The 13,213-nt window shown below is 34.9% G+C and carries 11 protein-coding genes and 3 pseudogenes; 10 read left to right on the top strand and 4 right to left on the bottom strand.

The annotated features are described in order from the left end of the window. Window positions 1-9: 9 nt before the first annotated feature. From H4J67_RS07500 to H4J67_RS07535, 9 genes and pseudogenes are all read left to right on the top strand, one after another. Window positions 10-660 carry a hypothetical protein gene (locus H4J67_RS07500; protein WP_182203318.1) on the top strand — a complete coding sequence of 217 codons (651 nt, stop codon included), beginning with the start codon at window positions 10-12 and terminating at the stop codon, window positions 658-660. Window positions 661-990: 330 nt separating this feature from the next. Further along, window positions 991-1,497 (top strand): annotated as a pseudogene (locus H4J67_RS21010) (replication initiation protein); the annotation flags it as partial. 12 nt (window positions 1,498-1,509) lie between these two features. After that, window positions 1,510-1,605 (top strand): annotated as a pseudogene (locus tag H4J67_RS21185) (hypothetical protein); the annotation flags it as partial. Window positions 1,606-1,725: 120 nt separating this feature from the next. Continuing rightward, window positions 1,726-2,124, top strand: a complete 399-nt coding sequence (locus tag H4J67_RS21015) for a hypothetical protein (RefSeq protein ID WP_310740545.1) — start codon at window positions 1,726-1,728, stop codon at window positions 2,122-2,124. A 131-nt stretch (window positions 2,125-2,255) separates the two neighbouring features. Beyond that, a complete protein-coding gene (locus H4J67_RS07515) occupies window positions 2,256-2,855 on the top strand; it encodes a hypothetical protein (protein WP_182203320.1) in 600 nt (199 codons plus the stop codon). A 723-nt stretch (window positions 2,856-3,578) separates the two neighbouring features. Continuing rightward, window positions 3,579-3,878, top strand: a pseudogene (locus tag H4J67_RS07520) (hypothetical protein); the annotation flags it as partial. Window positions 3,879-4,256: 378 nt separating this feature from the next. Continuing rightward, window positions 4,257-4,457 carry a TraM recognition domain-containing protein gene (locus H4J67_RS21190; RefSeq protein WP_182203322.1) on the top strand — a complete coding sequence of 67 codons (201 nt, stop codon included), beginning with the start codon at window positions 4,257-4,259 and terminating at the stop codon, window positions 4,455-4,457. A 219-nt stretch (window positions 4,458-4,676) separates the two neighbouring features. Continuing rightward, window positions 4,677-4,874: a hypothetical protein gene (locus H4J67_RS07530; protein ID WP_182203325.1), complete on the top strand. Its 198-nt coding sequence runs from the start codon at window positions 4,677-4,679 to the stop codon at window positions 4,872-4,874. Between the two features lie 904 nt (window positions 4,875-5,778). Further along, complete coding sequence (locus H4J67_RS07535; protein ID WP_182203327.1) at window positions 5,779-6,099, top strand: DUF2958 domain-containing protein; 321 nt, start codon at window positions 5,779-5,781, stop codon at window positions 6,097-6,099. 133 nt (window positions 6,100-6,232) lie between these two features. Here the strand turns inward: H4J67_RS07535 and H4J67_RS07540 are convergent, their stop codons facing one another. The 4 genes from H4J67_RS07540 to H4J67_RS07555 all read right to left on the bottom strand — a co-directional run bounded on the left by H4J67_RS07540 (window position 6,233) and on the right by H4J67_RS07555 (window position 11,442). Further along, entirely contained in the window at window positions 6,233-7,186 is a 954-nt protein-coding gene (locus H4J67_RS07540) for a hypothetical protein (protein WP_182203329.1), read from the bottom strand. 73 nt (window positions 7,187-7,259) lie between these two features. Further along, on the bottom strand, window positions 7,260-8,036 hold the full coding sequence (locus H4J67_RS07545; protein WP_182203331.1) for a hypothetical protein: 777 nt from the start codon (window positions 8,034-8,036) through the stop codon (window positions 7,260-7,262). A 43-nt stretch (window positions 8,037-8,079) separates the two neighbouring features. Next, window positions 8,080-10,440 (bottom strand): S8 family peptidase, encoded by a 2,361-nt coding sequence (locus H4J67_RS07550; RefSeq protein WP_182203332.1) that lies wholly within the window; start codon window positions 10,438-10,440, stop codon window positions 8,080-8,082. A gap of 24 nt (window positions 10,441-10,464) precedes the next feature. Continuing rightward, the gene (locus H4J67_RS07555; protein ID WP_182203334.1) at window positions 10,465-11,442 is read right to left on the bottom strand and encodes an AAA family ATPase; all 978 of its coding nucleotides are present in this window, start codon (window positions 11,440-11,442) and stop codon (window positions 10,465-10,467) included. Between the two features lie 903 nt (window positions 11,443-12,345). Between H4J67_RS07555 and H4J67_RS07560 the strand changes: the two genes are divergently transcribed. Next, the gene (locus H4J67_RS07560) at window positions 12,346-12,954 is read left to right on the top strand and encodes a hypothetical protein (protein ID WP_182203336.1); all 609 of its coding nucleotides are present in this window, start codon (window positions 12,346-12,348) and stop codon (window positions 12,952-12,954) included. The last annotated feature ends 259 nt before the right edge of the window (window positions 12,955-13,213 follow it).

Here is a 13,213-nt window from a genome sequence, read left to right on the forward strand (position 1 = left end):
GTCGAAAGCATGAAAAAAAATATTTTAGTTTGGCTCTTGTTAATGGCCTCTATTGCATTTTCATCAATAGCAACAGAGAATAAACAAAGCATAGAAACAGTTCTTAATGAAATTCCTGTTGAACTACACGTAACTTATCAACAGTATCAAAATATCCTTAATGAAATAAAGCTAAAAGCTGACGCTCAAACCTCAGAAAAAAGAACGCAAAGAATTATGCGTTTTCATGAACAATATAAAAATTCATTTGATAAAATGCCGCCACAATCTAAAGTTGACATGCTTAAAATACTTAAAACTGGTGATAAGCCAACTTCAAAATTAAAAGGTCAACGATTACTTGATAAAGCTTCAGAGTATATAACTATTTTAAATAAGCCTTACTCAAGTGGAAATGCAGTAATTCTGAATAAATATAATCAATTTATTACAAAGTTTAACCCTAATGCTGGAGATGTTTTATCGCACATATTATCAAATAGATTACCTAAAAATTATTTCGAATTAGTATATTCAGATAAACTATTGGCTGAGTCTGAAAAGAGTTTGGCTGAGTCTAAAAAGTTTAGGGCTGAGTCTAAAAAGAGTTTGGCTGAGTCTGAAAAGCTACTTCAGGTGTTGTTGGCTTTAAAAAAAGCGACTACAAAAACTAATAAATAACAGTCGTTATTCTTTTATTATCGTTTATTCCGTTTAGATGACTCTTAAATCTGATAGCTAAGCCAAGAAAGAACGTCAACTATCACGCTTTTCAGGCTAACTATCACATTAATCAGGGATGAAATCACATTTTTCAGGTGTAATACCACACTTTTCAGGCTCTATTTAGATAATAGATTTAAATATCACAAAACTTGCATTTATATGATTTTTCAATAGATTATTAATACCTCACTTTAAACTTATAATCTAAATTCATTAAAAATGACTCACCAAAAAATAACCGCTATTGATTGAAATAAATCACTAGTGAGATGAAACAACTTTACTGCTGCGAGTTACACGCTTTCACCTGATGCTCACAGAATACTAGCAGTTGCTATTTCAGCTATCGCAAAAGACGATCAAAGCTTTGTGACCTTTCGTATATACACCAAGCAAATCATCGACTTTTACCCGGCATTAAAAAACGATAAAAATGCTATTGCTAGAATAGATCAAGCAACCGATTCACTGATGAGCGCCCATATCAAAATAAAACAAGATAATGGCTGGTTAAAAAGGCACTTAATACACTCATGCCAGTTCACAAAAAACAGCGGTCATGCCTTTGTAGACATAAAGCTAAATAACGATATGTTGCCTTATTTAATTGGCGTTAAAGGCTACTTTTCAGCACCAAAATTAGAAAACATCAAACACTTTAAAAAAGACCAGCACTTTAAGCTTCATGCTTACTTATTCTCATACCTTTATCGCGGTACTACTGGCAATGTCAGCATTGAACAAATTCGTGAAATACTCGATATCGATAAAAAAAAGTACAAGTTGGTGTGACACTTAAAAAGTCGTTTATTACTGCCAAGTATTGAATTTATTAATGCCGTAACCGATATCAAGGTAATCATTAAAGACGTAAAACACGGTAGACGTATTGCCGGATTTAAATTTGATATTAGTCAGCAATTAAAAGCCCCTGCTATAACACAACCCCACCTAGTCAGTAATAAAGTAAACCAATCTTCGCCAAACTTGGCTTTAGCAGAGCAATATAAAGCGATTGGCGTGAGCGCTTCAGAGTTCACACAGTTGAGTAAAAAATATAGCCAAAACCACGACCAAGCTTACTTACAACAACTACTTATTTACGCCCAATATAGAAACACCAAACAAACCATAGATTCAATGTTCAAATACTTGCGAGGCGTATTGAACAACAAGCCATTGCTAGAAGATTTATACACGCCAAATTGCCAGATAAAGCAAAAACAAGCACAGTATAAATTGGTAGAAAAACGCCAAAAAGAATCTGAAAGCATACAAGACAAAGATCAAGCAGATGAGTTTCAACTACTGACTAAAAAAGTAGAACAGCATTTATCAACCTGCTCTGAAAGTCAGCTACAAGCAATAAACCAAGCATTCAAACAAACAGCCTTTGTAATAGGCTTAACTAAAATTTGAAAACCAATAGACTTAAAAAAGACGTATATCAAAGCTATGTATTACCGTTTTGTATTCAAAGGGCTATAGTTTTGATAATCTAACTAGCAGGAATTATTAAAGCTTAATATTTACGGATTAAATACGTCACCATGAAATATATACTTACCTTTACCATAGCTATGTTTAGCTTGTGTTGTAACATTGCCTTGGCCGCGAACTCTCAGGCTAATGAACCAGCCAATAATTCCGTAAAAGCAACAGTACCAGCTCAACTTCCTCAGGATTTACTGGCAAAATTCAATAACGAACTAGCCAAGTTAAAAGCCAAAGCAGAGTCACAAAAAACGCCTAAAAAAACAGAAAGAATGATGCGTTTTTACTGGCAATATAAAAACGCATTTGATGCGATGCCTGTTAATTCTCAAATAGATGTACTGAATATTTTCGCCACGGGTGATGACCAAAGTTCAAAATTGAAAGGGATCAAGTTAATTGATAAGGCTGTTGAATATATGGTGTTGATTGATGGCGGTTTTACTAAGGATAATGTTCGTAATTTACGTAAATATGATCATTTTATTAGAAAATTTAATGAATCCGCCAAGATTATATTAGACATAATACTAGATGAAAGGCTAAGCGCGCTTGAAGAAAAAGGTGTAAGGCTAAAGGCAGAAGGTGTAAGGCTTGATGAAAAACTAGAAAAGTTAATAAGATTAAGAAAAACAATGGAAAAATTTATTCAATAATTAATTGTACAAATTATTTATACAGTTAATTACAGCAGACGATTTCAAATTGTAAATACAGCTAACGCCACCTAATTAGCAATCCTTTACAACAAGCCAAAAACTGGCATAACTAAAAAAACTTTGATAAAAACACAACGTAAATATAATGAGTTAGCAGCAAGCGCATATTTACTAACTTGTTTATAAATGAGCAAAAAAGAAAAGTTCTTAACCGCAATACAAGTTGATGTTTTTAATAGTTGAGTCGTTAGTACTGGGAGGGAAACTAATCCGCCAAAAGGCAAAAAGTACCAATGATGATTAGATAAAATAAAGATGTATTACGACCTAGTGCCGCTAACCGAGCATGAGCTGGCGTCTATTGTGAAATACATTCGAATATTGAGCAGAGATAACGACGAGGGTATGTAGATAGGAGATTGTTCAGAAGACTGGCAGATAGTTGAGATGATACGTATGAATAGGGTTTAAAGATTGAATACAATGACCAAGCGTTAACCGCTTATTTTAGCGCAAAGCACTACACCGTTAAAAACCCACCATACGCACCTTCAATCGCATTCACATATTACTCATTAATTATTCGAAATGTTAAATGTCATTCATTGGCTAAAGAAATTCCAACTACGGACGTTTTTACGAAAATTGAATAAACATTTGCCAACTCACAGCCTTAAAAAACATGGTTATTTAGTAGCATCATCATGAAGTGGTAAAAGTGAGTTTATAAAACTACTAGTTTATCGTGAGCTAATTAAAGCTAAGCCAAAGGAGGCGGTAATACTTTTAGATCCTCATGGCGATATGGCACAAGAAATTGCTCAATTTAAAGAGTTTAACCAACCAAAATTCGCTAACAGATTAGTGTTTATTGACCCAAGCTTAAAAACAGGATATTCGCCAAGTATTAATCCGTTTCAACTTGAAGTTAAAACGGATGAAAATATAGCTTTAATGACACAAGAGCTACTGAGTATTATCAAAGTTCTCTTACAATCAATGGGGCAATCAAATAGCTGAACACCAAACCAATGAGCCAGTACCACTAATCAAATGGACGCCATATTAAGCCCATGCATAGCTACGCTATTACGTTGTAAAAATAGCTCGTTTACTGATTTACAGCGTTTTATGGACGACAACAACAATGTTGATTTACTCGCTTTAGGGCAGAACTCACCAAATCCACAACATAGGCTGCTATTCAGACATAAATTTAACAGCCCACTATTTAGCGCCACTAAACACGGTATTTATACTCGCCTACAAGTAATATTAAATGATCCGACCTTTCAAAACCTGATCTCAAATACCACTAGCGTTAACCTAAAACAGCTCATAGAGGAAAAGAAAATTATTCTATTCAAGTTATCACTTGGTAGTGCCTGAAGTGATAGCGTGCAAGCCTATGGACGTTTCATTGTCGGCCTATTACGTATTATTGCGCTGCAACGTACCAACATAGTAATACACAAACGAGTACCAATACTTCTGTTTATTGATGAGTTCCAAAACTTCATTTCCAGTGATATTGAAAAAGCGCTCACTCAGTTAAGAAAATACGGTTTGCACCTAGTATTAGCCAACCAATATGTATGACAGCAAATATCAACCGCATTACAAAAAACACTCTTTGCATCTGGCGTAAAAATAGCGGGAAAAAACGAAAGGAAAAGTTTAAGTCTTTTAGCTAATGAAATGGACTTAACCGTTGATGAGCTAAAACAACTTAATACTGGCGAGTTTTATCTACAAGTATCGAACTACCTAGCAGTAAAGATAAAAACGCCTAAATACCTGTTATGAAGTAAAAACGCCATGTCGACAAGCAATTGGCGCAACTTGGTAAAACAAACTCTAGAACGCTATTATGGAAAGCTTAAACAGCAAGATATTCATAGCGATTTAAAGCACGAAATTAATAATCAAAAACATAATAAATATTATGTTAGCCAACAACAGATAAACACTAATATCCATTTAGAAAATTTAAACAGTAAATACCAAATTGAATGAGACTTACCGAAAAACAGATCATCATTTTAGAAGCACTGGCGCGTTTTAAATATTTAACCAGTCATCAATTACAAATTATATTTACAAGTAAAAGTACCAGCTCAATAAATACAGCTATAAGAAGTCTAAAAGGCTTCAAATATCCGTTGGTTAAAAGCCTAAGTTTTGGTATAACGCCCTGACATGGCAAGTTACCTCACATACACTTTTTAACATCTTCAGGTATTAAAGTACTGGTAGATCAGTTATCAATTCCGCTACACAAAATATACGCGCCTACCCACAGAAACAGTTTTTTCCAGCGTGATTATTTTCATCGCATATCGACCATTACCTTTAATATTTTATTTCAGCGCTGGCTGATTAACCAAGGTCATAAGCTATATTTCTTTAAAAGCTACTTCAACAGACCAAAACATGAAAACGGTAACAAAGCCGAAACATCAATAGCCTACTTAGATTATAAATCGGAGCCTGATGGCATTGGCTTATACTTCGCCAATACAGAGCCACACTTGTTTTTATTTGAGCAACATAATGGCGTAGATGCAAAACGCGCCATAGGGCAAATAACTCACCATTGTTATGGCCTTGCTAATGGTGCAGCTTCAGAGCAATTTAAACTTAAAAAGGCCGTGAAGATTTATTATGTGTTCGAACATGAAAGTTGCCTAAATTCAGTACTTAATCACTTTCAAAACGATAAATGACTCATGCAGTTTACAAACCATTTTTACTTTAAAAGTAATCAATCAATGTTAGCCAGCTTTGCTGATAACTGGCAAACACCATGATCTAAAAATGCCGCGCATTTTTGCTCACCGCAATAAGTAAATTTCGTTGTTCTTAACCTTAAAAATTAAGAATAACGTCATGTTTACTTATTGCAAAAAAGGAGCAATTTATGTCGCACTTAGCCACACCTGAATTTAAGAAACTATTCGAAAACTACCCGTTCTACTCACAGGAAGGAAACAAAGACCCTGTCGTTGTCGTAAAGCTATTTGATACATACGGCTCTGCCACTTGGTACTTAACTGAATACAGCGAAGTTGAAAACAATGCATTCGGCTATGTTACTGGCCTATCTCACGATGAATGGGGTTACGTGTCATTAACTGAACTTGAAAGCATAATGCTTGCGCCACAAGTGCCACGAATAGAACGTGATATGTATTTTGAATCAGTTAAATTTAGTGAGTTGAAGTTAAAAAAGGCGTGTTAAGAAAAAGACCAAGGAAACTTGGTCTTTTTGTCGAGTACAAATTTAAAGGGGGTATCTGCTACTGCTTTTCATAAAAAGTAGCTGGAATACTTTAAGCTTTTACTATCAAGAGCAACTTGTTTCTATTAATTATCTATACTGTAAAAACCTTATTTTTTATCTTAAGGTTTCGAAGATTTTCATTACTTTTTGTCGCATTTACAATCAATTTTGGGACATCGTTAAATGCAATGGTGTCTACTACAAAACGTTCTGTACCAAGCTTCAGTTCTGTAGGAGCTCCAACTAACTTCAATACTTGTTTAAGGGTCGTTTCAACTGTGCTAACAATAGACTCATCGTGAATATAGAAAATACTTGCACCTTTGTTGAGTATGTTTGCTTTATAGTGGTTTATTAGTCTCGCTTCCAAGATTTCTGCAATACCGACTTTTAATATATAAGAAGAATTGCCATGTTTTACTGTTAAGTCAGCCTTTTCATCTTCATTAATTTTTTGTTTAAAAGCATAAAAGTAGTGATATTTTTTTGGAGACGTTAATGAATGTTCGGTTCCATTGTTTGTTGTATATTTTTGCAATGCATTCCTGTCTTCAATCAAATTAGAAAAGAACACAGGTAGTGAGTTTTTACTCACGTCATGACTATTCTTAAAGCTAACGTTATTTTGAACTAGAAACCAAAGGTTACCTCTTCCTCCGAAATAATTATTAATCGCGGCATTGGCGCTAGATCGTGTACTGAAGTTACCATTTTTAAACAATACTTTACTTAAGTCGGTATCATTCTGACAACCTCTTACTTTATCTAAGTATTGCATAGCTGTTTGAAATGCATTCCGACCAACTTTATGCGGACGAGTTGATTCAATTGTTAAATCTGGATAGTGCTTTTTCACGAATGACTTTAAGTTATCAGCCCCTCCACATTCATCATAAACTGAGTTTGTGTTAACCTGTTTTGAAAGGCCTTTGCGTTGAGCGTAATCATAGAAGCCGCCTGTAGAAAAGACTTTAACGAGTTTATTCATTAGCTCGTCTTTAATGTATTGATGCAAAATCAACTCTATGTTCTCTGATAAATCCATATTTTTATCTCATTCTATAGGCGCTTTAGGTATCGCTTAGCTGTTTGGTATTAAGTTTTAGATAAGTAATCTTTCATTCTGTATAACGCCTAGTTTCAGGTGACTCCATAAATGAATATCTAGCAAGATCACTAACCAAATAATTTATAGCAAAATTATTATTCGCATTAACTAAAACAAAAGGGCGAATAATAAATATATTTATGAAGCTGATAGCCATATAGCCACACCAAAATAGTAAGAGAAGGCTAAACATACCCCATGACAAAACCGCAGAAAAAAACTCTGAAGTCATATATTGCCAAACCTCAGCAGGGTTGGTTTTTATATCGCTCTTCGTCACCATCAATAAAACGATAATGCTCAGTAAAAAAATGAAGAGTGACAGTATTCGAGGCTTTGCTTCTGAGTTATAGAGAAAACGCCAGAAATAGTAGCCTAAATTATCAGGAGTAAAGGGGCGATAACTATGCAACTGTTCCTGTAAATAATTGATATTTTTAAGGGCTTCATAGTTAGTCGAGCCAACAGCAGATGTGAGCTGCCTTAAGTACTTCGCTTTTAATGCTTGCAGATCTTCGATTTTGTTATCATTAACGATCTGTTGCAGATATTCTGAAAGGTTATTTTCATAGCGGCTCTTCGCTGGCCTAGCAAATAAACCTAAAGTCACCATAAATATAATCATCAATGGCGTATTAACAATCCAGTGTTCAATTGCAATAAGATAACCAATTGCAGCAGCAATACAGAGGCTAAAAAATAATAAAACAGCTACTAGTAAATCAAAATGCTTAACGTTTATCGTTGTATATAAGTATTTCTTTGCTATACGAGTGATCTCTTCCAAGATTGATCCTTTATAAAAGCTAAATATTCTTTAGCTTTCATCATTAACTAACTTTCGCTCTCTGGTTCACTTGCTCACGAGCTTGAAGTTTTTCAGATATTTGTTGGTACAATCTGGCTTCTTCATTTTCTCGATCCGTGATAGATATAGCTAGAGCATAACTTTCTTCATCGTTCACTTGATTCTGAGCCCAAGGCTGATCTTGTCGAGTAACAACTAGAAAAAGCTTTCTTGGTTTTCCAAATTGGTTATACGTCCATTTACTCGATTGAAGCGTTCCTCGGCTTCTATCGTCCTGTGTTATATCTCGTTTAGCGCCATCACTTTCACCAATAGACTTTATTTGCTTTTTATTTTCATTGTTAAAAGCTTTGGCTACCGAATCTAATGAATCACCGTTAACTAAATGAAATTTCATCTTAGTCGCAAGGTACTCTAACCTAGTAGTGCGAACAGCTGGACTGTATGCGAGGCTGGCAGTAATGGTTCTAATCGCTTTACCTTTACGAAAGTAATCATCAGGTATAGGAATTTCAAAAAATTGATGTTTATCATTTTCAATTTTTTCTTCGGTTATTAAAACAACATGCTCTTCAGAAGATTTGAATAAACTATCTTCATCTACAACGCCATAACCTGCTACTCGACGAGTATGCTCTTTATTTTCAAAAGTTGACGCTATCTCTTGTGTTACATAAGCATGATTAGCTAATAATGCTCGAAGTAGATTCGCAGAAGATTGAGGGTAATTATTCAGTAGCCTACCAGCTAAATGAGCGATGTATGGAGCAGAAAAGCTAGTTCCACTGAACTCGCTAAGTAAAGTATTACCTTGCGGGTTATGATTCAGTGTTACAACGCCAAGGTGTTTGGATATTTGATTCCAACTTTGTCCCTCTCTTCTTGCAGGTATAGCAAAGTTTCCACCATGAGCTAGCAAATCAGGTTTTAATGCTGATTTATTACTTTGACTACTTCTTGAGAATGGAGATATTTGTCCTTCATTTGCTACGTGTAGCTCATTAATTTCACCCTGTGGCTGATATCTACGCTCTGCATAGGTCATTGTATGCTTTGCAATAGAGCCAACAGTTAAAACGTTTGCCGCTGGGGCAGGATCAATTAAGGCTGCGTCCTCAGATAGTAGATAAGATGGATAATCATCCCGCCAATTGTTAATTATGTCTGAACCATTATAGTTACCAGATGATACAACGATTAAAATATCTAACTTTCTAGCAAGCTCATCTAAAGTAACAGCAATACCTGATATATGGTTATGCCTATAAGGCGCATTTAAGTTTCCTAAAGACAAATTATAAATGCGACAGTCATATTCATCATGAAAATAGGTGATTGCATTAATAAGAGTTGTTTCTATCGTTTTTTCATCAAATACTGGCTCACCATGCTCATCTTGAGTTAATACTTTTCCACTCAACAGCCATAATTCACGAGTCCATTCGTTCGCCTCTATCCTTTCTTCTAAATCACCAAATAATGCCACACCAGCTACAGCGGTGCCGTGACCTACTGTATCGGTAGCATCTTCACCATCAATAAAGCTTTGCGCATCACCTACAGCGCCTTGTAATAAAATATGATTGGCATTTATACCACTATCTAATATACAAATTTTGCTTGCTGCGTCAGTTAATTCATTTAATTTAGGAGGTAATACATTAACATCGATATTTAACTGAGAGAACTCAACACCAGTTCTTGGAGGTAGGTCTACCTGCCTAATATCTTTATGATTTAGAAGGCTTTCAGCTTTCTCTATATTGACAGTTACACGAAACATCACAAGGCTATCGCGATTAACTTTATCAAGCTTTTGTATTGCTGAAGAATTTAACCACGCTTCAAAATCTACAATTAAGTTATTTCTTTCTGCGCTGCCAGTATCACCAATTGGCCAGAGTTCAACATCTAATCTAAAATTTTCTTCTTTTGGGTAGCCAAATTGTTGTAATGCCCAGCTCTTTCTTTCTTCAGCACCCCAAGCATCTATTTTATCAATTGCAAATAGCAAGTTCTCATAAGTTACATGTTCGCCGTCAACCAATCTGGATAGTCGACTATTAAACTCATTTAGCTGTTGTTCATCAGCAAATGCGAGATATAAGGTTTCATCTTGCTGACCAATGATCGAAATACCATGTTTAGTGATATCTTCGAAGCTCATTTTTTCAGACAGTTTGATTTGAATAATGTTGCGAGATGCATTTCCACCGACTTGCGATGAAATGCTTTCCTGAAAAGACACTACTTGTTTTTGTAAGTTTCGACCGTGTTCTTTTGGGTTATCACATGTAATTTTTGAACCGAATCCGTTACGAGATCTTCTAGGGGTTAATGGTACTTCCTTTGAAAAAGAAAGATGAGGATATACTCCCGCCATATTACATTCCTTTGTTTGTTAAAATTATCTAACTCTGTTTTCCAATTCAAAAGCATGCTTTAACATTTTCACAGTTAAAAACTCTTTTTGCTTTAGAATCATCCGCTTAACAGCGCGTCTGATTATACGTTCAATTATTGCGGGTGATTTGTCATCAAATATTGAATGAAGCTCAGGGCTATCCAAATCAAATTCTCTTCTTACACCGCGTAGCTTAAGTTGTAGTAAGTTTTGGAGCTGATCTTTATTGAGTAAAGGAAATTCCACTAATTCATCAAAACGACGCCAAATGGCACTATCAAGAATCTGTTCGTGGTTAGTCGCGGCAATAATTATGCTTTTACCATCATATGAATCCATCATTTGAAGCACAGCATTTACAACTCGTCTAAGTTCACCGTGTTCAGAACCATCATTTCGCTCTTTTCCTAGTGCATCGAATTCATCAAAAAGAACAACTAGCCTGTGTTTTGCAATAAAATCAAATATCTTTCTGAGGTTCGCGGCTGTTTCTCCTAGGAATGATGACACTAAGGAATCTAACCTAACAATAGCAAGTGGGCGATTTAATTCATAAGCAATAGCTTCTGCAGAAAGTGTTTTACCACAACCAGGAGGGCCAAAAAAAAGAACTTTTTCTGCGGGCATCATGCCATAGCTTCTTAGAATATCTTCACGTCGATACTCTTCGAGTACGTTTTCGATTATTTCTAAAGTATTTTGCGCTAAAACAAGTTCATCAATAGAGCGATTTGCTTGCTTAATATCTATTAATGCAACACCGCTTTCTTTATCAACGGGAGCTTCAGGCAAAATATTGTGTGCTGTAGAACTTGGAGTTGAGCGATCACCGTATAGGATACGCTCTAGATCATTGGCTAATAAATTATGCTGCTTTTGCCTTTCTTCTTTTATTAATTGCTCTGTAGCACTTCTAAACGCAGTAGGGTCACCGGAAGCGCCGGATTGAACAAGTAATCTTAATAATTTTCCACTAGCCATAATTAACTCCTAGTCACTTTTCCATAAATGACACTAACTAAAACACGTTATTTATCTAACTTATAACACATATATTCTATCTCATTCAGGACTGATATGCATCGTATATCAACTCATCTAATTTCATACGCTTTTTTAATAGCTACTAATCACGAATAGCTATATTTTGACGTAGGCCTATCAATCAAATAAATCAATTTTACAAAGCTCTTTTAAGGGTTTTTCTTTTTATAAATGGCGGTTGAAAAAGCCTCTTAAAACTTCGGAAATTAAAATTAACTTTGAAAATATTCTCAGGTAGTTATTATGAAGTCACAATTTTTTCAAAATAAATTTGAGTTACCTTAGAGCATTGTGATTGATTTATAGGATTAATCGTCCTGTTTTATTTATTAAGTTTTTTATTATGAAAACTGAACTACAACAATATGCAGCTAATTTTGAAGCTGATGTTTTAGCGTTTAGAGATTTATCAAGCAGCGAGTATGTTAAACAAGTTATTGGTCATGAATGAGCAATCAATGAAGATGATGAGTTTGATCTAATCTCTGATTATTTCAGCATTTTGGAAATTCAACATTATAGCAATGATCATTACAGTTATTTTGAAATTTTGTTAAGCTGCGGTTGACCAAATGTATACTTGAACGTAAATACCAGATGGGAAAGCGTTGAATACATGATTGGTTGGTGAGGTGAAACTTACACCAAAGATTTAAATTATTTATTTTACTCTATTGAAGAGATGTATAATTTAAGCGCTTACTGTTAGTTTTCATTTAAATGCTCAGCAATTGCTGAGCATTTTTCATAACCATATTTTCAACATTTGCTTTACTTAGAGCAACACCATAAAATCATGAATAGTATAAAAATAATCATTCATAAAATAAGTAACGGATTATGTTCAACTCAATAAAAGCAATCGCTATCAGCCTAATTCTATTGCTAAATACCTTTTTAATGTCGGCGAATGCTGAAGAGTCCCTATCCCTAAATAGCCACTTAACATCAGCCAATACTGTTGACTATGAAAATGCTAGGCAATTGTATGCGACTTATTTTTTGAATGAAAAACTAGCAGGGCGTTTTACTAACGAATTATCTGCATTGCCAAATAATTTACAGCATTCAATGTTAGAGACTTTTGCCTTATCAACAGAACAATTACCTGACGACTTATCCGCAAGAAATAAGCATAGATTTTCCTTAATGCTTTTAAAAACCTACCAAGAAATTGAGAAAAAAGAGGGAAAAGCTGAAGGAAGAGCCAACTCACTAATAAAAGCTTTTCCGACAATAGCGCCAAGTTCTACTAATAACCTATTGCTACTCGCCAGAGATGCTGATTACACTGAGGGGATAAGTACTGACTCTACTCCAGAGCAAAAAGAGAAATTAGCTGAATATAAAGAGAACATTGCTAAATCTGAAAAAGAAATAGAAGAATATAAAAAATTGCTTGGTCTCAGCGAGCTAATTAAAGAAAAGACTCACAAAAAAGATAACTAGTTTCAATTAAAATATTACCATCAATTTAAGCTATTACAGCATTCGTACTAGCAAGCTAGAACATCACTTCGTGATGCTTATTACCCACGTATTACTATTTCCAATGTTCGATATTTATACTATGCTTTGGTGTAGTAGCAAGATTGCAAGTTGGTGACCAACTGTACCAATTGCCCTCTTGCTAGGGCTAGCCCTAGAACCCATAAGGGGAATCCCCTTAACCCCTAAGCTTTAGGTTAAACACCTAAACCATTTTGAG

It is taken from the genome of Colwellia sp. BRX10-4 (genome assembly GCF_014077465.1).
GTDB lineage: Bacteria > Pseudomonadota > Gammaproteobacteria > Enterobacterales > Alteromonadaceae > Colwellia_A.